The sequence below is a fragment of the Polymorphobacter megasporae genome, assembly GCF_018982885.2.
Classification (GTDB): domain Bacteria; phylum Pseudomonadota; class Alphaproteobacteria; order Sphingomonadales; family Sphingomonadaceae; genus Polymorphobacter_B; species Polymorphobacter_B megasporae.
On record NZ_CP081849.1, the window covers coordinates 111,776 to 133,753 of the forward strand.

Genomic DNA, 21,978 nt, shown 5'->3' on the forward strand with positions numbered 1-21,978 from the left:
CTGCTCGACGTGGCTACCTCATCCCTATCTGACGAACTCGATGGCTGGCGACAAATAGCTTTCTCGCCCTTAGCTCCTCTGGAACCGGGCAACCGCCGCAGTCGGTATGGCCTTTCCTGCATCATCGTTGATAAACAAACCCGATGCGCGTCCTCACCTATCAGGGTCTCGGCCTCCACCGATCGCAAAAGGCCATCGGCAGGGTCCGGTCGGCGATCATAGGTAATGATTTTCGGGCCGCCGCGATCAAGAAGCTGGCACCGACGCCTTACTGGCGGGCAAAGCTCGACGACAAGACGCGATTGCTCATGCAGTTCGTGCGCCACGGCGGCGAGACCGTCTGTCTGTTCCTCGAGATTATCGACAATCATGCCTATGACCGGTCGCGGTTCCTGCGCGGCGCACGGGTCGATCCCGACAAGATTGAACAGGTGGCCGATGTCACCGCCGCCGACCTGTTGGCGCCCGATGCGACCCCGCCAGGTGCGCATCCCGGCCGGCTGACCTGGCTCCATCCTACCCGAGATCAGTTTGTCCTCCTCGACAAGCCAATTATGTTCGATGACGTCCAGGAAGCGGTGCGGCTGCGGCCGGTGCCGATGGTGCTGCTGGGGCCAGCGGGGTCCGGCAAGACCGCGGTCACGCTCACCAAGTTGCGCGAAGCCGGCGGGCGGGTGCTCTATGTCACTCAATCGGCCTATCTCGCCCAGTCGGCGCGCGGACTCTACGGCGCACATGATTATCACAATGAGTGCCAAGAGGTGGAATTCCTGAGCTACCGCGAGTTCCTCGAGACCATCAGGGTGCCGATCGGCACCGAAGTCCGCTTCACCGATTTTGAGGCTTGGTTCCATCGCCACCGCGCCGCTTTGCGCGGCGACGTGCACGGAACCGACGCCTTCGCCGTGTTCGAAGAGTTTCGCGGCGTGCTCGGTGCCCGGCCAGACGCGTCTCTCAGCCTCGACGACTATCAGGCGCTCGGCGTCCGCCAGTCGCTCTTCCTCGCCGGCGCGGCGCGGGCAGCGATCCATGGGCTATTTGGCCGTTATGTGACGTGGCTGAACCAGAGTGGGCATTATGATCTCAATCTCGTCGCGCATGCGTGGCGGTCGCTGGCCGAGCCGACGTATGATTTCGTGGTAATCGACGAGGTCCAGGACTTTACCAACGCCCAACTCGCATTGATCCTTGCAACTCTGAAAAATCCAAAAAACTTCCTGTTATGCGGCGACGCCCATCAGATTGTGCACCCCAATTTCTTTTCGTGGGCGGCGGTGCGCGCCTTGTTTTGGCAGGGTGCTGCCGGCGAAGAGGTCGGATCGGGGCAGATCGCGGTCCTGCGGGCCAATTTCCGCAACACGCAGTCGGTGACCGATATCGCCAATCGGCTACTGCGCATCAAGCAGGCCCGCTTCGGTTCGATCGACCGGGAGAGCAGTTTCCTGGTCGAGTGCGCCTCGGGCGAGGTCGGTTCGGTACAATTGCTGGCGGGAACGGACTCGACCCTGCGCGATCTCGATGCGCGGTCTCGGGCGTCCGTACATCATGCCGTGATCGTGCTGCGCGACGAAGACAAGCCGGCGGCGCGAGAGCGGTTTCGCACGCCGCTCATATTTTCGGTCCACGAGGTCAAGGGCCTCGAATACCCGCATGTCATCCTGTTCAATGTGATCTCGGGCGCGAGGGCCGATTATGCCGAAATTTGCCGGGACGTAGGTCCGGCCGATCTCGCCAACGAGGATCTGGAATATCGCCGGGCGCGCGACAAGACCGACAAGTCGCTGGAAATCTACAAATTCTACGTCAACGCGCTCTATGTCGCGATGACCCGCGCGGTCGAGACATTGATTCTGGCGGAATCGGATATGCGCCATCCGTTGCTGTCACTGCTCAGCCTCAAGGAGGACGCCGGCGGACTGAGTGGCGCAACCCAGACCTCGACCAAGCAGGAATGGGCGCTCGAAGCGCGCAAATTGGAATTGCAGGGTAAGCAGGAACAGGCCCGCTCGATCCGTGAGACCTTTCTCAAGGCCAAGCCAACGCCATGGCAACCATGGTCGGAGGCCGCTATCCGCGATCTGGAGCCCCGCGCACTTAACGCGAAAGACCCCTCGGCCAAGCTCAAAAGGGCGTTCATGGATTACGGCCTGTGGCACAGCCAGCCGAAATTCATCGAGGATTTGGCCAACCAGACGAAATTTGATGCCGCCGCGGCAATTGCCATCAACGGTTTCGTCGAAAATCAGGTCGGTCTCCTGCCTTATTTTGATGGCCGCGACCACGAAAACCCGGTCGCCAGGGCGATGAAGGCGCAAAGCGGTCGGCTGCTGCGCCCTTATGCGGAACGCGCGTTCAAGCCGGTTCTCGCCGAGTTCGACCTCTACGGTGTCGATCACCGCGTTCCTTGTGGTGCGACGCCGTTGATGATGGCCGCGCGGGCCGGCAATCTGGCGCTTGCCGAGGCACTGGTTCAGCGTGGTGCCGACCTTGCCGCCATCGACGAGTATGGCCACACCGCCTGGATGGTGGCGTTGTGCCGGGCGGTGGCGGAGCCCGCTTTCGCAGAGCATAGTCTTGGCCCGCTATTCGACCTTCTGGCTCCGACCGCGCTCGATGTTCAGACCGCGGGCCGGCTGGTCAAGCTCGAACGCCATCAGGCCGAATACTGGCTGCTGAGCCTGATGCTGGCGAGTCTCAAGATTCAGGGGAGTACGATGGTCGATCGCGACCATCCAAGCTATCGCTATTTTCGCGGCTTTTTTGCCGATAGCTTGATGGAAACGCTGGAAGGGCTGCCCGATCACCTCTGGCAGCCATCACGCCGCAAACGCACGTATCTCAATTCGGTGCTGGCACGCGCCGAAGTTGCCAGCAGCTATCGACCTGCCCGCAAACTCTGGGAACGCTGGGATAACGGCCATTATATGCCGGCCCGCGACATGCATATTCGCCGCCGGAACGCGCAAGGAGAGGATGCCTGGGTCCCGATCAACGAGGCGCTAAACCTGCCTTGGGTGATCCGCGGAACTCGGCCCATGCCTGCGTCCTTATTGACGACGACCGACAGACCGGTTTGGTAGGTAACCAGAAATCTGACCGCGACGAAGCGCCCTCGTCAGCCAATCAGAACAGGAATTCACGCCCTTGGCGAGCACAGCTGTAAATTGGCGCCTAAGCGAGACCCCTCTGATCCACTGCGTAACCCTGTGAAGTCGTGCCGAGATCCGCTATCAACAGGGTCCCGATCGGTGCCGATCGGGACCCCTCCGCGAGAGAAAAAATGTACCGCTATAATTAGCTCTCCCTAATCCGGCGGGGTTCCGCTTCGGCGCCTATCTACAGATTGGCCATGCCGGACGATAAAGACCTTGTCGCGATTGCCTCGCCAAAGAGCATCTCGGCCGCGCCGTCGGCGTACATCTCGGCGGTCTTCCATGTCAGATTCGCTACGCTTGTCTTCCGGGCTGCCGGCAGGCAACGCCCGCGATGGATCACGGTCGATTTCGGGCAAGCGGATGCTGGCGGCGTGACAGAGGGCGGCCATGTCGCCATCGCGCAACTTGGGTCGCCGGTGCTCGCCTCTTGGGCCGAGCGGCGACGCGTCTGGGCAGCGGCGTATCACTTCCTTAAGGTGATTCAGCCTATCGCTCCTTTTGGGAGGCCTGGAGGCCACGCCTGTGCGCTCGATCGTCGGTTCTCTCGCTGCTTTACGGCCGATCGCGCCGTTTGCCGCGCTGTTCGTACTCCTCGTTATCTTTGCGGGCGGCGGCATGGTCGTCATTGCGCACGAGGCCGACGTCAGCGACGCATCGCGGGCGCGAGAGGCGGTAACCCGTGGCTTCTCGGCAGCGTTGGCGAACCTGGATGCCGGGGTCGAGATGAACGTCGCGACCGCGCCGGTTGCCGAGACCCTGTCAGACCCGCGGGGGACGCCGGCGTCGACCTACAGCTTCTTTCCCTTCACCAGCCCCGCCTCGCTCGGTTATCACGGCACGGTAGTTCTTAACCCCGACGGCACCGCCTTTGCCGGCACGCGGTTCGGCCGGCCGTGGACAGGTCCGTCGCTGGCGGCGGCGGCCCGGATGATCGCTCCGGTCGCCGCACGGCTGCCGACCCAGCGACCGGCGAGCCTCACCACACTCCGGCGCGACGAGCGCGGCGAAGTTCTGGCAATCGCCGTGGCGAATGCCGCGCCCACCGGCGGCGACGTTGCGCCCGCCTCCGTGCCGTTGCGCCGCCTCGCGATCCTCGCTCCCGTCGTGCGGCAGATCGTGCCCCGGATCCTGCCGAGCCTCGGCGTCGAAGAATTCCGCGTTTTGCGCCCCGGCATAGCTAAGGATGCCCGGGCAAGCGATGTCGCCAATGCCGTCACCATCGCGGTAGACAACGGGTCGCCGATCGTCTTCTTCTGGCGTCCGCGCGAGCCGGGGCGCGCCGCTATAGCGCGGTGGGGCCCTGTCCACGCGACGCTGCTCCTCGCCGCGCTGGTCATGCTGGCGGTCGCCGCGCGGGGGAGCCTCGCTGCCACCCGCGCGCTAAAACTGCTTGCGAACAGTGATTCGCTAACGGGCCTCGCCAATCGCTTCGCGTTCCGCACCGAACTCGACCGCCGGCTCGCGCGCGGCGAGCTGCCCGTCATCGGGATGATCGATCTCAACGGCTTCAAAGCGGTCAACGACGAGTACGGACATCTCGTCGGCGACGACTTGCTCGTTGCCGTGGGGGCCGAACTGACAGATGCCGCCGGCCCTGGTGACTTTGTCGCGCGGCTTGGCGGCGACGAATTCGCGCTAATCAGCCCATCGGGCACCGCTGCCAATCTCCTGGCAGCTGCATTTACCGAACGGCTCGCGCGGCCGCTTGTCGTGGGTCCGCGTCGGCTGCAGATCGGGGCAGCGATCGGTCTCTCCACGGCACAGCCGGGAATGGCGGCAAGCGCGCTGATGGGCCTTGCCGATGCGGAACTCTACGAGAATAAGCACGCCCTACGCCCTTGGCGGCGCAACAGCGACCACAACGGCTGCCGCCAAGCCGGGCCGTAGCCATACTTCAGTCTTTGAAGGCGCTCTTTCAAACCCAACTAGGACAGGCTTACAGTCGTCAGACGGGGTAATTTGGCACCGTAAAATGCCGACGGCGTCGTCATCTTTTTCGGCGAAGCGGCGCCTTCATGTAATGTAACATTCCGAGATTGATCCAGACTCGGACATTGAAAGCCCATTTGGCGCCCCTGAACCGGCCATTCACCTTGTTCCATCACTGGCTTCGGGCGATTTGTCGGCAGCTGAGGCGGAAGAGTTGAGCGGACGGTTGGTATTATGGGAATCGCGGCTCGTTCTATGAACACCGATATCAGCGGTGCAACTGCTTCGGTCACGAAGGAGATGGCAAATTCTCCGCGCCGAATTTCTCGCATCGCGGTGACTATAAGCGTCCCAGGAAAATTCGACGACCGGCAGCGCACCGAGTTGGAAGCTGCCGCTCACGCATGTCCTATCCATAACGCGCTTGGGATCGACGCGCCGATCGCGATCTTATGGACTGGCTGAACCTTGCGGAGGGCGTTTTTCGGTAGCCTTGGTTCGCATGGGTTAATTCTGGGTCAGCCGTCCGCCACCGTAACCAGGCGAAGACCTCATATCGAATCCCTAGCGCTTCACGGCCGCTTTCGTGGACCAAGCTAGCAATTGCGGAATCTTGCTAGCCCGTTTGCCGGTCGTCTGCTAGAACGTCGACATCATGTCTCGTCCAGATACTCCTCAGCTTAATATTCGATCGAGTTTCGCTCGCGAGCGTGCCGGCGAACTGGCCCGCAGCACGGGCCTGACGACGACGCAGATCGTCGAAGATGCGCTGCGGGCCTATCTGCCGCCGTCTTGGGGCCCGCCGCACATCAAGCTTATCCGCAAGGGGGCCCTTCTGGTGCGTCCGCGACGTGGTCGCGAAGTCAGTCTCGACGACGCGAACGCTGCACTGGACGAAACTCGAAGTGAACAGCGGTAGTGACGAGGGTCGCAGCGCTGCTCGACAGCAATGTGGTGATCGCGATGGTCGCCGAGGAACACGAACATCACGCCGCTTCGGCTGCGTTGCTCGCCGACGGACCCGACCGGCGCTTGGCGGTGGCGGCACATAGTTATGCGGAGGCGTATGCGACGCTGACGCGTCGGCATGCAAACGCGCTGTTTCGCTGGTCTGCAGAGGAGGCATGGGCGACCCTCGAGAGCGTTGCCGCGGCGACCACACTCGTCGGCCTTTCCCCAGCGCAGACATTTGACACGATCCGCAGTTATGCCGCTGCCGGTGGCATCGGTCCGCGGCTCTATGACCGCTTGATCGGCCAGGTTGCCGTGCAGAATGGATTGAGCAGCATCGTGACGTGGAATGTCGGTCACCTGCGCGACTTATTCCCGGGACTTCGTGTGGATAATCCAAAGGCCGCGGTGGCTTGGGAACATGCTCGTGACGCAGGTGACCGCTCATAGGAGCATCGAGCGCCGACGCAACGCTGCGAATGCGTCTGCCTCAACGGTGTAGACAGCCGAGCGCTGGCCGCCGCGATGCTGATGATTGGTTCGCCAGCCAGCATAATGGCGCCGCACGAGGCCTGCACGGAGGAGATCACCGACGGCGCGGCTGACGTTGGTCTTGCTCGACGCGCGGACCCGCTCATCGACGGCCGCCTTCACAATGGCTTCGGCGAGGTCCGGGTCGGCGGGCAGTTCGCCTGCGAGGCTGGCGGCGACGCGCTGCTTTAGCGACTCCCGTCGCTCGCCGAGCGCGAGCGGCGACAGCGCGTCGCTGATCCGATCTCGGAGCAAAAACGTCCGGTTTCCGTCAACGACCATCGGGCCAGCATGACCGGCCGAATCTGCGGCTTCGGAAATGAGGTTGAGCACCAGGAAAGCGTATCGCGGACGCGCCGACACGTGAGCGAGCCGGCGAAGGATGGTGCCGAGGTCGAGCGGTTGTGAAATGCCGATGTCATTCATGGTCGATGCTCGCCTTGCTACCGATCAGCAGCGAAGACGACACGGGCCAGGATGTGAATCCCGATTGAGTCGGAGCGAGTCGTATCTACGTCCAACCGAGTCCAATCTGTCGCCAGTGACACTTTACCCGAGCCCTTTGGTAAAGTGTCACTGGCGACACGCAGGTTCGCGACATACTTGTCGTGCAGTCTCCAAGATCCGTCAGATACGGAGCTTCTCGACGCCGATCAGTAAGTCGGGCTGACGACGATTGTTGAGTTCGGCATCACGACATTGAAAAACCGTTGGCGCAGCGACGGATAGAGCGGCGCGAACTTCATCGTGAAGTCGATGGCCATGATCACCGCCGCAGTGCCGAAAGCGACATCGCAGCGAAACCGCATCCATTGCCAGAGCCGTGTGGTGTAAGGCGGCGGGTCACTCAGACTTAAATTTCAATAACAAAAGTGACGGAATCCTTTACAATCCAATCACTCAATTATGAAGTCAGATCATAATTATCAAGCTGTTAGGCACTTGGCACGTTTCGTGCATAGTAAGTTACAGACATTGCTGGTTTTGGGGATTTATCCATGAAGATTTTGCTTTACCGAGCTGCTGCTGTCGTCGCGCTTGCCGTGTCGGCTGCCGCCGGTGCCGTGGTCGTCGACATCAACGCACTGACGAATACGACCCCGGCTACGAGCGGCGTACCAGAGATGTTCGCAGCTGGAACTTACCGAGTAAACCCGATTATTGGCACTTACACTGCGTTCTCGCGGTTCGCTTCGACATCGGGCTGCGATGAGGGTGGCTTCAATTGTTCGCAAGGCTATGAGCATAGCTACGTCATCACCATCGATGGCGTCTCAACCGGCTATGGCGACGGGAATGCCAACGGGGGCATTGGGCCGATCAGCCCGGGCAATGGGTATTACGATACCGCAGCCAAAGCCTTTGCTTACGGCGCAACAAAGTCGTCCTTCACTTTGTCGAAAGCATCGGCCGTGAATTTCTCAATTTTCGACGACTATCTTCCCGACAACCGCGGCGGAATATCGCTCGATGTTACCGCCGTTCCGGAGCCGGCGACGTGGGCGATGCTAATTTTCGGCTTTTCGCTGACCGGCTTTGCCGCGCGTCGCCGTCGCACTGCTGGGACGATCGTAGCAGCCTGAATCGTTTACAGCCGCGCTCGCGTGGCACCGCCGACCGAAGCCGCCTCAGTAATCTCGGGGCGGCTTCGCTGCATTTTGATCCGAATTGCTTCTTTTAGACTAGCGCGAAACACTTCAGATCCGCGCATTTCAAAAGCGGGTGACAATCGCCGTCTTGATCGACGCGTCTTTTTGACGAACTTACAAAAGAAGACAGTGTATGGCGGCTTCGCCAGTGTCAGCCTGAGCGTTGGCGAGCCGCCGTTGTAGAGCCATCGCGCCTAGCGGGCGATACTTGCACCTATCGGCGAACGGAGCAAACGACGTGACGGGGAGATTTGTCGTTAAAGCCAGTGGGTAGCGAGCACGGCCTAACCGTGTTGCTGTTCGCAGACCGACACGGCTTTGCGCTCGAGGTCGATGGCAGCGACCGCTGGCAAGTCATCGCCGACCGCGGCGGTTAGAGCGGTTTCCAGCCGACGTGAATCGGGAGGGATTTCCAAGGGCTCGGTTTTCTGATTCAGGCTTCATGCTGATGAAGGAGGTCGGCATGGATGGGTCGAGGACTTTCACAGGATCTTCGTGATCGGGTTGTTGCCGCCATTGACGGCGGGATGTCGTGCCGGGGTGCGGCGGTCCGGTTCGGCGTGAGCGCAGCGAGCGCGATCCGGTGGCGCCAGTTGTCGCGCTGCCATGGTACGCCGGCGGCCAAGGTGCAGGGTGGCGATCGGCGGTCGGCGAGGATCGAGGCGCATGCCGACTTCATCCTGGGCGCGATCGAGACGAAGGACGACATCACGCTGGTCGAGTTGCAGGCGCACCTGGCCGAGCGCGGCACGCCGGTTGGCATCGGCACGCTGTGGCGGTTCTTCGATCGTCACAGGATCACGCGTAAAAAAAGACCGCGCACGCCACCGAACAGGAACGTCCCGACGTCCTGAAGCGTCGCGAGGAGTGGTTCGAGGGGCAGCTCGACCTCGATCCTGAGCGACTGGTCTTTATCGACGAGAGTTGGGCGTCGACCAACATGGCGCGTCGCCATGGGCGCTGCCAACGGGGTCAGCGCCTGCGCTCGAGCGTGCCGCACGGGCATTGGAAAACCACGACGTTCATTGCTGGCCTGCGCCGCTCCGGCATGGTTGCGCCCATGGTGCTCGACGGCCCGATCAATCGCGATGCCTTCGTCGCCTATGTCCGCCAGGTACTCGTGCCCAACCTCTTGCCGGGCGACATCGTCATCATGGACAATCTATCGAGCCACAAAGTGCCGGCCGCCCGCGAGGCGATCGAAGCCGCCGGCGCGACAATGCTGTTCCTCCCGCCGTATAGCCCCGACTTCAACCCGATCGAGCAGGCGTTCTCGAAGCTCAAGGCCCACCTGCGCAAAGCCGCTGAACGAACCATCCACGGACTCTGGGACGCCATCGGTCGAATCCTCGACCTCTACCCGCCACAGGAATGCGCCAATTTACTTCACAAACGCCGGCTACGATGCAAACTGATCGGAAACCGCTCTAGCCGCCGTGGACGACATCGACCGTCTCGTCGATGTCGAGCGTCACCGTCGCCGGCGGAGCGGGATAGCTGGCACAGTAGATATCGACGACGTCCATCATCCGCACCAGCTCGCGGGTTGTCGGGGCGTTCTCCCAGCGGCTCATCGTCGGCTGGCTGGCCAGGCCGATGGCGCCGCGGGGCAACTTGCCCGCCGCCAGCTTGAAGCCGGGATCGTGGCGCAGATCATCGAGATCGTCGGCATCCTCATAGCCACAGGCGATCGCCAGTATCCGCGCCCGCAGGATGTCGACAGGGCTATGGACAACACGGCTTTGGTCGCGGGGGTCGGCGATGCAGCCGGCCAGGCGCCCGGCGATGCCCATCGCGCGCTCCGTCCGCGCCAGCAGCAGGACGCCGCCATCCGATGTCAGCCGCCCGCCATCGAACGCCACCGTCACTTTCTTGCGACAAATGGCTGGGAATCCAAAACCGGCAACGCTATCCTCAGCCATGGCGGGCGTGGCACTTTCTGTCCGGGGTCAGAGGGTCGTCTAGACAACCATTCTCTACACCAAATCAGCAGGTTAAACCACGCTCGCCAACCCAAAGCCGCTCGCCTGATGTTTAGTCCGGGCTAGTGACGACCGTCGTGGAGGCCTGCTTCCCGACTCAGCGGGATGGTGCCCTGATCTTGAAAGATCGGGGAAGGACACTGCTAAATGAAGCACCGGAATCAGCACATCGGGATCGATGGAGATTCTCGGTATCAGCCGATTATCACGCCCTTCCAGTTCCGTTGCTGGCGGGGTGGCTTCTCTCGCTTTCGTTCGGCAAGGGAGTGAGGCGTAACTTCTTCCTCAGTAAGCTGTCGCAACCGAAGCCGTCCGCGCCACACCCGGCTTTTGAACGTGCCTGAAGTAATAGCCAATTGCGCGGCTGCGTCTTCGATTTTCACGCCTTGGCTCGCCAGCAATACCGCCTCTCGCTGCCCGATGGTCAGCTTGTTCAAGGCCCACTCTGCATCGCGCAACGCCACCACATTACTTTGATTCTCCGCGACGCTCAGCAGGCGGTCAAATGCCTCCTCGGGAAGTTCGACCTGAAAGCGCGCGCGCCGCCGACCGGACAAAAAACTGTTGCGCATCACTGTCCGCGCCCATGCGCCAAGATTGCTGTCCGGGCGAAAACTGTGCCGCGCGGACCAGCAACGCAGCATCGTATCCTGTAACAGGTCATCGGCGTCCGCGCCGCCCCCCGTCAGCCGCCGGCCATAGTTGCTGAGCGACGACACCTGTTTCGCAAGCGCCACGCCGAAATCGTCATCGAACGATACTTGGCAAAGATCGTTCATCGAGGCGAGTATATGTCGCATTGGTTCCGCTCCTGAACGTCCCTGGCGTGTTGCACGGCGTACTCTCCTCTCGTTACGTTCTGGCACGGTCTGACCGTGCAAGGGCTCGCCTGAACCGCTACTCCGGGTCAGGGAATCGACCGAGCGATCTTCTTGATGTCGCCGAAGGGTTGTCGCAGGCTAGGAACACCGGACCTGTTGCTGCCCGGCGTCCCATCGCATCAATAATTCCAGTGGTGATGGTGATGGTAGACCGGGCGTGGCACCCAGCCGTATCCGTTCCAGACATAACCGTTGTCATAAAACCAACGCGCTGAGTGATGGTGATGATGGTGGTGGTGGTGGTGGTGGTGGTGATAGCGACCGGGATCGCCGTAGCCGTCCCAGTATTGCACCGGGATCAGGTACGCCTGCCGGCTCTGGACAGCGGCGTCGGCGGCATCGAGCCGGGCGACCGCATTCGGCACGGGTTCGAACAGATCGGCGTAGGTCAATGCCGGCGGGATCGGGTCGGCGGCAGCCGGGGACGCGATCAGCGCGCCGCCGACGATCAGGGCGACGAGCGCTGCGTCGGTGAGCAGGGCGGTCTTGCGAGACATGATTTCCTCCGCATCAGGAATGGGTCGACGTCGTGCCCGCCCGACGGAACTGGCCGTCGCACGGGCGTATGACAGTTACGATAGTCTGGATGCCTCCAAGCTGAACACGCCCGATAGCCCGCATTCAGCTTCATGCGGGCTTCGAGCGGTTGCTAGTCCGGGTCGGAGCTCCGCGCCCGTGCCGCGCGAGCCATGTTGCGGTAGGTTCCGTCGAAGACCGTATTGGTCGACGACAGCCATTTCGTCCCGTCGGCGAGGCGGTCGCGGCTGACCGCGAGGCGTCGTGCCCGCATCTCGCGCTGGGCGGCTTCGTCCGCGGTCATCGGTTGCAGGTCGAGTTCCGGATCGGCGGGAACAACGATCAGGCTCATGAACGGCTCGCCCTTGCGGAAGACGTGCGTCACGCCGACCGGCGGCGCCTTGAAGATACAAAAGAAGGTCATCGGCCACCAGTCGCTGCGGATCAACGCCGGGACCGCAAGCGGTGTGGTGTTGGTCGGATCGGTATAATAGCGCGGGTGTGGTTCGGTCCTGATCGCCCACCCGGTCGGTACCTCGAGGTCGAGCGACAACTGGTAGGAATACAAATCCTCGCCAAACGCCCGGAAGGGGGGCCAGGTCAATCCATCGCCGGGCGGGGACTTCCAGTCGGCGTCGAGCCGGACGTGGCCGTCGATGCTGCTGACCGTCAGGTCGTCGTCGAACGGGTAGACAAGCTCGAGCCCGTATCGTGCGCTTTCGGAGAAGGGGATGCAGTGCCATGGCTGTTCGTGGCTGCCGTCGACTCGCGGGTCCTTGCCGCCCGCCCAACCCGGGACCGTGATCCTGATTGCCTGTGGCGGCAGTCGATTGCCGTGACTGCGAAACTTGACGGTCGGCATTCCGTACCTTTCAGTAAAGATCCTCAGTCAACGGCACAATAATCCGGCCGACAACGTATCTTCCTGCGATGTCACGCCAACTCTGTGGCGAGTTTAAGTCCCAGCTGGGGTCGTGTCCCGGGTGGTGGTGTAGCTCGCGGTTGGCCATCGGCGATCTTCGGATAGGTTTGGGTTGCGACACTCAACCGACGGAGATTACCGATGACCGACGATACGATGAACCTGCAGGCGCTGGTGGGGAAGAGCGCCGACTCTGATTTTCTGCGTGAGATGATCGGCTTTGCCGCGCAGCGACTGATGGCCCTTGAGGTCGGCGGGCTCACGGGCGCGGCTTATGGCGAGAAGAGCGATGACCGGCTCACCCAGCGCAACGGCTATCGTGAGCGCGACTGGGAGACCCGGGCCGGCACGGTCGAGCTGCGCATCCCCAAGCTCAGGAAGGGCAGCTCCTTCCCCGGCTTCCTCGAGCCCCGACGCCTTGCCGAGAAGGCGCTGACCGCGGTCGTGCAGGAGGCCTACATCCAGGGCATCTCGACGCGATCGGTCGATGACCTCGTAAAAGCGATGGGCGAAGCCGCCCAAGGTTCCAGGCGCGAAGCGCAAGGAATGGCGGCGGAGGGATGAGCGGCATTTCCAAGAGCCAGGTCAGCCGGTTGTGCGAAGATATCGACGTTCGCGTGAAGGCGTTCCTCGAGCGTCCCATCGAAGGCGACTGGCCCTACGTCTGGATCGACGCCACCTATCTTAAAGTCCGCCAGAACGGCCGCATCGTCTCGGTCGCGGTCACCATCGCGGTCGGCGTTAACAGCGACGGTCGCCGCGAGGTGCTCGGCATGGCGATTGGCGCGTCGGAGGCCGAGACCTTCTGGACCGACTTCCTACGCGGCCTCGCGCGTCGTGGCCTGCGCGGCGTGAAGCTGGTTATCTCCGATGCCCATGAGGGCATCAAGGCTTCCGTCTCCCGCGTGTTCAGCGCCACGTGGCAACGCTGCCGGGTGCACTTCTCCCGCAACGCCCTGGCGCACGCCGGCAAGAGCGGCCGCCGCGTCGTCTCGGCCTTCATTGCCACCGCCTTCGCCCAGGAAACGCCTGACGCCGCCAAGGGCCAGTGGCGCAAGGTCGCCGACCAGCTCCGGCCGACCGTGCCCAAGCTGGCGACGTTGATGGATACCGCCGAGGAAGACGTCCTTGCCTACATGAGCTTTGCACCCCAGCACCGGCTCAAGCTGCATTCGACGAACCCGATCGAGCGCGTCAACGGCGAGATCAAGCGACGGACCAACGTCGTCGGCATCTTCCCCAACGAAGAAGCCATCACCCGCCTCGTCGGCGCGATCCTCCTCGAGCAGAACGACGAATGGGCGGTTCAGCGCTCGCGCTACATGACGCTGGAAAGTGTCGCCCAGTTAAGCGATGATCCGCTCGTCACGCTGCCCGCAATGGCCGCTTGATCAATCCGGCCTCGCCGGAGATCGCTGGATCAACCCCGGCGAAGCTACACCACTCTGTGGGACACGATCCGCATTCGGCGTTACAGGCTCTTGATTCGACGCTCCGCTGTGGCCTTGCCTTGCAGCGCGCCGAGCCTGCCCGGCGCCAGCACCAACGCGGCATCATAGGCGGACAGCGCTTCCCGCGGCTTCCCGGCGACGAGATAAAGATCGCCGAGTTGCTCGCGCGCCGGGACGATCGGCCCCGGAGTGAGCGGGAGTTTCTCGAGCCCATCCTCCTCGTCGGCGGCGGCCGTCATCGTCGCCACCGCGGCGGCGTCGTCGCCTGTCGCCGCGAAGCGCCAAGCTTGCGCCGACATGAGCAGCGCATCGGTCTGCGTCATCCAATAAATGTCGTTCGCCGCCCGCAGCGCTTCGCGGCACGCCGCGAGGCTGGCGATGTCGGCGTCGGCCGAACTTGGCGTGGCGGCGCGGAGCCTACCCAGCGCGCGCGCCCACCACACGACCGCGGCGACCTGCGGGCCGGAACCGGCAATCGGGGTCAGCTGCGACGCGGTCGCCCAGTCTCGCGTCTCGACCGCCAGCCGCACTGGCATAGCATTCCCGGCGTAGCCGATCTTGAAGCCGGTGCCGGGCGGCAGCGTCATGGCCTTGAGCGCGGCGACCTCGCGCGCGGCATCGGCGGTTCGGCCGCGCTGGAGATAGGCATAGGTCAGATAGTCCATCGCGTGCAGCGCCTCGCCGATGTCGCCCTGCGCAAGGCCGGCATCGCGTGCCGCGATGTTGGAGGCAATCGAGTCATCCCACAGGCCGAGCCGCGTGAAGATGTGCGACGGCATGTGCAGCGCGTGGGGCGCGGACGGCGCGATCCTGGCGTAGAGCCGCGCCGCGGGCAGGCCGCGTTGCGCTAGTTCGGCACTGTCATACGCGTGGATCAGATAGTGCGGCACACCGGGGTGTGCGGGCTGGCGCTTCCAGATCGGCTCGAGGATGTCGGCGGCCTGCTTCTGGCGCGCATGCGTGTGATCGGTCGGTGCTGCCGTGGCGATCAGCGACAGCGCGTAGAACGTCGCGATCTCGTCGTCGGCGGGATAGTCGCGCGCCAGCGTTGCCATGGCGTCGGAGTATCGCATCGCGCGGGCAGCCGCCGGGACTTCGCCAGCGTTGGCATAATAGACGCCCAGCGCGGCGATGATCGCGCGCTCACGCGGCGTGTCCGTCGTCATCGCCGCCGCCTGCCCGATCTCGGCGACGCCGGCGGCGAGGCCGGGACCGACCGGCACGTCCCACAGCTGGTGATAATGGGTCATCGCCCGTCCCCAATGCGCCATCGCGCAACTCGGGTCGCGGGCGGCGACATCGGCGAAGCCTGCGTCCGCCTCATCATAGGTGAACGAATGCAGCAGCGCGACGGCGCGGTCGAAGGCCGGCTTTACCGGCCGCGAGCAGCTCGTTTCGAGGTGCGTCGTACCGAGATGCTCGGGCACCGGATGGTGATGATGCTCCTCCTGCGCGCGGGCCGACGTCATGAGGGCTAAAGCGATCGGAACAAGGACTATGTAGCTTTTCATCGAGTCCCCGGCCCTGGCCTATTCCAAAGACTGACCCAACAAGCTCTTTTCGGCAAGGTGAACTCTGCTGAGACAGGTGGTACTCAGGTCGGCTCCCTCTTGGCAGTTTGCGGCGACGGTGACAAAGGAGGCGACGCTCAGGCAAGCTTGCTCACTTCCCGAACCGATCGTTCATTCAGATTCAACCAGCGATGTCGCTTGATAGCCGACCAGCGTGTAAAGACGCCGCAACAGCTTAGTGCCGATGACGTTCGGATCGTCGGCGTCCTTGATCGAGAAGTGTATGTCTGAAATTGTAAACGACTCGAGCCTGCAGCCGTTGTCTGCCCGGTCTCCGAAGCAAATCGTCCTGCTGCTTCATGGCTATGGCTCGAATGGTGCCGATCTGATCACCCTCGCACCCCAATGGCAGCAAGCGTTACCTGACGCTCTGTTTCTGGCTCCCAATGCGCCTCAGCGGTGCGCCGGGATGGCAACGGGATATCAATGGTGGCCGCTTGAGGCATTCACGCCCCAGGCGTTAGCCTCGGGTAGTGCGAGCGCTGCGCCGGCGATAAATGCTTTTGTCGAGCGGAAGCTCGTTCAATACCGCTTGTCAGATGCTGACCTGGCAATTGTTGGGTTCAGCCAAGGCACCATGATGGCGCTTTATGTCGGGCTAAGGCGCGAAAACCAGATCGCAGGCATATTGGGATATTCAGGGATGCTGACCGATGCCGCCGGGCTCGCCCATCAGAAGATCACCAAGCCGCCAGTCCTGCTCGTTCACGGTTTAGCCGATACCGTCATCCCCGTGTCATCTCTGCACGCCGCGGAACACTCCCTGCGCAGCTTGGGGATCGATGTCACGTCGCATGTGTCGGCCGGGCTTGGTCACAGCGTTGACCCGGTCGGTCTGCGTCTGGGGGCCGAGTTCATCGGACGGGTTTTTGATCGGCGGATTGCATGCACCGGCATAGGTAGCGTGCCTTGCCGCCCCTTGCCGACAGACGGCCTGGTAGATTTCCTTCGTCTCTGAGGTGCTCCGGAAAATCTGACCCAATGTCGTCATTGCGCCACGCCAACTTATTTCGACAAGCGGGCGGTCGTTCATCCTGATCCTGCCTCGCTCGGGACATTTGCCTTGGTAGGGTGTCGACGCGCCGCCGCCTGCAGCACGCTTCTGCTCGGCCAGACAGACAATCGGCGGTTAAAGTCGCAGTCATCGCCCATGTGGAACATTAAGGCGTTGCAAACTGTCATCGTTGCCTAGGAGACAAGTCATGGCATCGGACGCACAGGGCGGACTTTCACCGGGATGGGCAGCAGGCATTGCCGTGGGCGCAGTTTTCGCGGCACTGCTGGCTGGTAAGCGCGCAAGCCCGGGACCTGACCATCCGCGGACACAACGATGGTACAAACGTCTCGAAAAGCCCGACTTCACCCCGCCGACGACGATCTACCCGATCGCCTGGACCGCGATCCAAGCAGCGCTGGCCTACGGCGGCTATCGTCTCCTCCGCTCCGAACCGACGCCCGACCGCACAAAAGCTTTGGCGCTTTGGACAATCAATCAGGTCGGTATCGGAGGGTGGAGCGAGGTATTCTTCGGTCACCGGGCTCCAGGATGGGGAACGATCGCCTCCGCCGGTCTCGGCGCCAGCGCCATCGGTTACGTCGCTACGGCTCGGCCAACTGATAAGGTCGCAAGCGATCTCGGTGTTCCTCTCGTGGCTTGGGTCGCGTTCGCGACAGTGCTTTCAGAGGAGATCTGGAGGAAAAACGAGACTGTGACTGCGAGCTGACCCGAAACTGACCGCCGATCCAGATACTTTTCGGCGGATGCGATGGGCCCGTTCGCTGACTGACTGCTTTCCGGCAGTGAACCATAGATAGCTGTCCGGCGAATAAACGCTAAGCATTTCGCCATTGCCGCGCGTCGGTTACCCGACGCGCGGCGAAACGTCTTACTTTGGCGTCGGTTTTACATCGGTCTTGGTCATGGTCCCTGTCCCGGCGGCATCGGTCTTGGTCATCGTCGACTTATGCATCATCCGGTGGTGATAGTGATGATGGTGATGGTGATGATGAACGACCATGGGTTTTGGCTCGCTGGTTTCTTTCGTCGACATGGTGGTCGTAGTCGAGGTTGTTTTGTCCGCCATCTGCGCCATAGCAATGGCCGGCAGCCCGAGGGCAACGAAAGCAATCGTTAACAATGTCCGCTTCATCAAAGTCTCCCCAAGTCGAAACGCCGGCCGATTATCAACCGCGGCGTGCGCAGACTACGCTCAAAAATTATACGCGCAATCAGTCATCATGCCAGCACCGGAAGGCTACCAGATAGCTAATGGAGACTCGAAGCGACCAAATTAGGTCTGCTACCCGTCAAGCCACTTCGACGGGTCCTTGGCTGCGATGGGGTACCCTGTTGCTCTAAAGGGGCCGAAAACAGACCGGCTGCTTCTGGTGTCTGAGTCTGAAAAGCGGACGTTCGTTCGCGCACCCGCGTTGCGCACTTGAATGGTCGGTTGGTATCACGTCTTGAGTTGCCCACCTCAGATTAAGAAAAACCCGACCGTTGCCGCGCCCACAGGCCATCGACGAAACGCTGATCCCGCAGCTCTCGCCGCTGGGATGGGACCACATCAATCTCACCGGCGACTATGTCTGGTCGGACGCCACGATGCTGGATCGGGACGGGTTTATGCCGCTTCGGTTACCCGCAGCGTGACCTTCGACGGCGCTAGCGTATATCTGTGTCCCAATAATGCACAGGCGCGAAGACTGCTAACCTACTGATATAATCGGCAAATCCCTACCGCTACTCTGAGGGATTTCGGTACGGAAACCCTTAATAGTGTCGATCATCTTGGTGGCTGGCGCCAGCTGCTCCAGCCCCCAGCGACGTCGCTCTACGATTGGCGGGACGGACGAGATGAGCCTCAACGAGGTCGAGCGAGCGCTGATTTTAATTGGTTAACGTATGTTAGCGTTATTTCATGTGACGTTAAGATATGCTATTCTCGATAGACAAACATAAAGGGGATAGAATCGCCATGAACCGTCTTATTTATGCCGCGTGTGTTGCTTCAATCACACTCACAGCCGCGCAAGCAGGCGCGTCGACGACGTTAATCGACTTCAATAACGGATCGGCCCCCGGGTTTTCCGGTAATTACAAGGTCACGTCGGGAACGGACGCGACGGCAGCCGCGCCAGTCATCAATGGCGTGCGCGACGAAACCAAGTATCTGGCTGTGCCTGGAACCGGTTCTTCGGGCAGCGCCTTCCTCAACGTCGGCGCACTTGGCGGTGGCAGCGTATTGACCCGTTTGAACGCCGACTGGGGCTCGATCGACAGCTACAACACTTTGACGTTTTACGCCGGAAACACTCTCGTTCAGACGATCACCGGGAGCATGTTCCCGCCCGCAAACGGCGATCAGAGTGCAGCAGATACTAATCGTAACGTCACCCTCGATTTTAACCGCAATCTCGGGATTACTCGCGTAGGCTTCAGCTCGGGCCAGTTGGCTCTTGAACTCGACAACCTTTCAGTCGGAGCCGTTCCTGAGCCGGCAACCTGGGCCATGATGCTGCTAGGCTTCGGCATGGTCGGCGCTGCCACACGGCGTCGCTCCACAGCGGTTACTGCCTGATTCAAGACTGGCAGGTTGGAGCATTTCCGATCGCTCCAACCTGCCAGCTATCTTACTCACTGGGCGTCTGCAGAACCAAGTTTGGCCACAAGCCGGTCCAACGTTGACGTTGTCCTTGCTAGAGCAAAATGCCAGCTCGAGCTGCTTTTGGGTGCATGATCGACACCAGCGCGTCAGTTTCCGAAGGTAATTGGCAGCCGTAGCGTCGTTCTTACGTCGGCTGCGTCGCGTGTGGCACCCACTTCGACGTTCCAGTTGATCGTTGTCGCCGCTGCCGTTCGGTAGCTGACGCCGAATAAGAACCGCCCGATTTGAAGATCGCGCGTCGTCTGGTTGTAGGGTGTCGAGCCAGTCACAGCTCCGGTGCTGAAGCTCGTCTGGAGAATGCGGCCCTGGGTGCGCGTGCCAAACGACCAACTTTGGGCATAGCCAAATGACACCGCCACCCGCGGATTTAACGAGATGCCAATACCGGCGCTGCCTTGAACCGCATCGCCCGGCTTAACATAGTCGACCAACACGTCGTTCGCCAGCTGGACGCCATCAAAGCCGCGCCCAAAGTTGTGGGTGTATCCAAGCGATCCAAACAGCACCGCGGGATCCGACGGCAATAGCGCTGTGATCGTTGGAGTTACGCCCCAAAAACCGCCACCGGTTGCCGAGGCGAGCGCGACGCCAGTGCCGGGGTCGCGCGGTGTCGTGAACGGATTCGTTCCAGTTGGCGAAACGACCTGCAGGCCACCGATCAAGATCGGGAAACCACGTGTCCCGCTTGTAATCTGATAACGTGCCCCAAACTCGATATCGCCGATATCGTGGCCCCGGGCCGCAACATTCGGGGTCGTTACGGCATTGGTTCCACCACCTCCGGTGGTAACAGGAGCCAAGACCGACGAGTCGGCCCGGTAAACGAACGGGGCGCGGACGTTCAGCTCAAGGCGCGAGGACAACCCGTAACGCGCTGCGATCGACGCAGTGACGATATCGGAGCGCGTCTCATTGATGTCGAACACACCGACAAGAACTGAGGTCGGTACTTCGATCCCCCGAAATATGACCGTATTGCGATCTGAGCGAGCGTATTCCAACGCGGGCTCAACGGTGAATCGCCCGCGCCGGGTGATGATGCCGCCCTGCTCGGAAAGCACCGCCACCTCGGCTTGGCGCTCACGCGGTGCCGGGGCCTGGCCAACCGGCTGCGACTGATCGGGCGCAGGCGCGGTCTGCGCGGTTTGCTGCGGCGAAGCCGTGCCTTGCGTCGGTGCCCCAGGGATAGGTTTGGGCGGATCAAGCTGCGCCTCTGCACCGCGTGCACGCTGGGTGCCGAGGACCTGGTCCTCGAGTGCATGGAGCCTTGCTTTTGTTGAGGCTAGATCGGCCTCCTGACGGTCGACTTGAGCTTCGAGTGCCTGGATCTCAACAAGCGACGGCGCCGCTAAGCTAGAGGAAACGGTCTGGGCTCCCGCAGCACTGCCAGCGAGCAGGGCGGGGATAAGAATGCGATACATGTTAATGAACCACAATGGCGCGAGCGGCACTGGTCAGCGTCGATGCCAAGTTTGACGGCACCGGGATGCCGCGCAAATCGACACTGATCCAGGTCGTGGTGCTGATTGCTTGATTATTGCCGGTGTTTTGAATGACAGCGCCCGTCGCCTGCCCGATCATTTGCTGCACATCGAAGTTATTGCCCATAAGTTCTGAGGTAAACCCACCACTGGTCTGGCGCAACGCGACGCTGCCAAGCGCCGTGGCCACCGGCGTACCATTGGGCTGGACCGAGAGCGCAGTGCCCACGGTCGGCGGCAACGAGCCGCCAGTGCCGACGTTGAGCACGGCTGACGTCGGCGCTGGAGCCACCGTGATCAGCGTACCCGCGGCATTGCGGCTGTAGTCGACGACGGGCGCGGTGCTCCTGCTATCGGCTGCGACGGCACCGGTGGACGTCGCTGGGAGCCCGCCAGCGTAAACTTGCACCCCGGGCTGGCTTGTCGAGAACTGAGTACGGAGCGCGACCACGCCATTGACCTGTGTTTCGATCGCCACCCCGATCGCAACATCGGTGCCGTCGGGAAGTCGGATGCCGCCGCGCATCGTCGCCAACTCGTAATCGGTGATAGTCGCGCCAAGCGGATGCGCTTCCGCGCTCGTGCCGCCAAAGAGGGTCGCAATAAGTAAGACAGCGCACTTCATATGGCACCGGGTCCCGGTCTTGTCAGCGCGAGTGCTGCCTGGCTGATTGGCTCCATCGACAGAGTATTCCGTCCACCAGGAGATAAGGCAAGTTCAGACGCGCGACTGAACGAGGCGTGGGCTAGGTCGTCGCGACCATTAATCACAAACAGCACTCCGTTCCAGTGCTTGGCGAATTCGGCCACGGACATTCGCCGCAAACCCACGGCGGGGTCGCCGAGCAGCACTGCGGCCCCATCGATCCCCTTGAGCACGACGAAATGTTTGTAACCAAAGACATCTATCAACGCGATGCCGGGCAACCGCGCGTGTGCCACCTGCGCCAGCGTCACCTTGTAGCCGTCGGCGCTCATGTGGACACTGGCGAGAAACCGCTTCATGTCGAGCAACGAGAAGCCGAGCTTGCGGATCTGGTCTTTGTCGCCGTCGCGCCACATCCCGGCGAACGCGATTTTCTCGTCGACGGATTCGTCATAATGGTAGCGCAACAGAGTTGCCAACGCCGCCGACCCACAGCTAAAATCATATTGCTGCCGAACGACGGTCGTGAATTTCTGCTCGAGCATTGAATGGACGGGATACCCCGCCTCGATTTGGCCACCATAGGTCATCGCCGTACCGCCCGAATTGACCTCGGCGGCGCAGCCCGGGAGCAGCGCCGCCACG

At 61.9% G+C, this 21,978-nt stretch carries 18 protein-coding genes and 4 pseudogenes; 12 read left to right on the forward strand and 10 right to left on the reverse strand.

Annotation, left to right across the window (positions count from 1 at the left end):
* Positions 1 to 143: 143 nt before the first annotated feature.
* The 5 genes from KTC28_RS18915 (at position 144) to KTC28_RS18935 (ending at position 6,485) form a co-directional block, all read left to right on the forward strand.
* Complete coding sequence (locus tag KTC28_RS18915) at positions 144 to 3,080, forward strand: ankyrin repeat domain-containing protein (protein ID WP_216711068.1); 2,937 nt, start codon at positions 144 to 146, stop codon at positions 3,078 to 3,080.
* A gap of 597 nt (positions 3,081 to 3,677) precedes the next feature.
* Positions 3,678 to 5,042 carry a GGDEF domain-containing protein gene (locus KTC28_RS18920; protein WP_216711067.1) on the forward strand — a complete coding sequence of 455 codons (1,365 nt, stop codon included), beginning with the start codon at positions 3,678 to 3,680 and terminating at the stop codon, positions 5,040 to 5,042.
* 297 nt (positions 5,043 to 5,339) lie between these two features.
* Complete coding sequence (locus KTC28_RS18925; RefSeq protein ID WP_216711066.1) at positions 5,340 to 5,549, forward strand: OsmC family protein; 210 nt, start codon at positions 5,340 to 5,342, stop codon at positions 5,547 to 5,549.
* Between the two features lie 190 nt (positions 5,550 to 5,739).
* Positions 5,740 to 6,003: a type II toxin-antitoxin system VapB family antitoxin gene (locus KTC28_RS18930; RefSeq protein ID WP_216711065.1), complete on the forward strand. Its 264-nt coding sequence runs from the start codon at positions 5,740 to 5,742 to the stop codon at positions 6,001 to 6,003.
* Complete coding sequence (locus tag KTC28_RS18935; protein ID WP_216711064.1) at positions 6,003 to 6,485, forward strand: type II toxin-antitoxin system VapC family toxin; 483 nt, start codon at positions 6,003 to 6,005, stop codon at positions 6,483 to 6,485. Before KTC28_RS18930 ends, KTC28_RS18935 begins: the two co-directional genes overlap by 1 nt.
* Here KTC28_RS18935 and KTC28_RS18940 read toward each other — a convergent pair.
* On the reverse strand, positions 6,480 to 6,992 hold the full coding sequence (locus KTC28_RS18940; protein ID WP_216711063.1) for a hypothetical protein: 513 nt from the start codon (positions 6,990 to 6,992) through the stop codon (positions 6,480 to 6,482). The genes KTC28_RS18935 and KTC28_RS18940 overlap by 6 nt on opposite strands.
* A gap of 1,049 nt (positions 6,993 to 8,041) precedes the next feature.
* On the opposite strand from KTC28_RS18940, the pseudogene KTC28_RS23500 reads away from it, so the two are divergent.
* Positions 8,042 to 8,149, forward strand: a pseudogene (locus KTC28_RS23500) (PEPxxWA-CTERM sorting domain-containing protein); the annotation flags it as partial.
* 533 nt (positions 8,150 to 8,682) lie between these two features.
* Positions 8,683 to 9,630: pseudogene (locus tag KTC28_RS18950) on the forward strand (IS630 family transposase).
* Positions 9,631 to 9,648: 18 nt separating this feature from the next.
* On the opposite strand, the pseudogene KTC28_RS18955 reads toward KTC28_RS18950, so the two are convergent.
* From KTC28_RS18955 to KTC28_RS18970, 4 genes and pseudogenes are all read right to left on the reverse strand, one after another.
* Positions 9,649 to 10,137: pseudogene (locus KTC28_RS18955) on the reverse strand (transposase); the annotation flags it as partial.
* Between the two features lie 254 nt (positions 10,138 to 10,391).
* Positions 10,392 to 10,997 (reverse strand): RNA polymerase sigma factor, encoded by a 606-nt coding sequence (locus tag KTC28_RS18960; protein ID WP_255602573.1) that lies wholly within the window; start codon positions 10,995 to 10,997, stop codon positions 10,392 to 10,394.
* Between the two features lie 200 nt (positions 10,998 to 11,197).
* Positions 11,198 to 11,575, reverse strand: coding sequence for a hypothetical protein (locus tag KTC28_RS18965; RefSeq protein ID WP_216711061.1), 378 nt, complete (start codon positions 11,573 to 11,575; stop codon positions 11,198 to 11,200).
* Positions 11,576 to 11,727: 152 nt separating this feature from the next.
* Positions 11,728 to 12,456 (reverse strand): hypothetical protein, encoded by a 729-nt coding sequence (locus KTC28_RS18970; protein ID WP_216711060.1) that lies wholly within the window; start codon positions 12,454 to 12,456, stop codon positions 11,728 to 11,730.
* Positions 12,457 to 12,657: 201 nt separating this feature from the next.
* On the opposite strand from KTC28_RS18970, the pseudogene KTC28_RS18975 reads away from it, so the two are divergent.
* A pseudogene (locus KTC28_RS18975) lies at positions 12,658 to 13,907 on the forward strand (IS256 family transposase).
* A gap of 80 nt (positions 13,908 to 13,987) precedes the next feature.
* Here the strand turns inward: KTC28_RS18975 and KTC28_RS18980 are convergent.
* On the reverse strand, positions 13,988 to 15,478 hold the full coding sequence (locus tag KTC28_RS18980; RefSeq protein WP_216711059.1) for a tetratricopeptide repeat protein: 1,491 nt from the start codon (positions 15,476 to 15,478) through the stop codon (positions 13,988 to 13,990).
* Between the two features lie 283 nt (positions 15,479 to 15,761).
* On the opposite strand from KTC28_RS18980, the gene KTC28_RS18985 reads away from it, so the two are divergent.
* Positions 15,762 to 16,496, forward strand: a complete 735-nt coding sequence (locus KTC28_RS18985) for an alpha/beta hydrolase (RefSeq protein ID WP_216711058.1) — start codon at positions 15,762 to 15,764, stop codon at positions 16,494 to 16,496.
* 244 nt (positions 16,497 to 16,740) lie between these two features.
* Positions 16,741 to 17,262, forward strand: coding sequence for a TspO/MBR family protein (locus KTC28_RS18990; RefSeq protein ID WP_216711057.1), 522 nt, complete (start codon positions 16,741 to 16,743; stop codon positions 17,260 to 17,262).
* A gap of 162 nt (positions 17,263 to 17,424) precedes the next feature.
* On the opposite strand, the gene KTC28_RS18995 is transcribed toward KTC28_RS18990, so the two are convergent.
* On the reverse strand, positions 17,425 to 17,688 hold the full coding sequence (locus tag KTC28_RS18995) for a hypothetical protein (RefSeq protein ID WP_216711056.1): 264 nt from the start codon (positions 17,686 to 17,688) through the stop codon (positions 17,425 to 17,427).
* A 350-nt stretch (positions 17,689 to 18,038) separates the two neighbouring features.
* On the opposite strand from KTC28_RS18995, the gene KTC28_RS19000 reads away from it, so the two are divergent.
* Both KTC28_RS19000 and KTC28_RS19005 read left to right on the forward strand, forming a co-directional pair.
* Positions 18,039 to 18,191, forward strand: a complete 153-nt coding sequence (locus KTC28_RS19000; protein ID WP_216711055.1) for a Tn3 family transposase — start codon at positions 18,039 to 18,041, stop codon at positions 18,189 to 18,191.
* Between the two features lie 325 nt (positions 18,192 to 18,516).
* A complete protein-coding gene (locus tag KTC28_RS19005; RefSeq protein WP_219774060.1) occupies positions 18,517 to 19,119 on the forward strand; it encodes an Npun_F0296 family exosortase-dependent surface protein in 603 nt (200 codons plus the stop codon).
* A gap of 173 nt (positions 19,120 to 19,292) precedes the next feature.
* Here KTC28_RS19005 and KTC28_RS19010 read toward each other — a convergent pair whose 3' ends face one another.
* From KTC28_RS19010 to KTC28_RS19020, 3 genes are read right to left on the reverse strand one after another with little or no spacing between them, the layout of a single operon-like run.
* Positions 19,293 to 20,627, reverse strand: a complete 1,335-nt coding sequence (locus tag KTC28_RS19010; RefSeq protein WP_223132350.1) for a hypothetical protein — start codon at positions 20,625 to 20,627, stop codon at positions 19,293 to 19,295.
* Position 20,628: 1 nt separating this feature from the next.
* Positions 20,629 to 21,312 (reverse strand): hypothetical protein, encoded by a 684-nt coding sequence (locus tag KTC28_RS19015; protein ID WP_216711054.1) that lies wholly within the window; start codon positions 21,310 to 21,312, stop codon positions 20,629 to 20,631.
* Positions 21,309 to 21,977, reverse strand: coding sequence for a C39 family peptidase (locus tag KTC28_RS19020; RefSeq protein WP_226895869.1), 669 nt, complete (start codon positions 21,975 to 21,977; stop codon positions 21,309 to 21,311). Before KTC28_RS19020 ends, KTC28_RS19015 begins: the two co-directional genes overlap by 4 nt.
* Position 21,978: the final 1 nt, after the last annotated feature.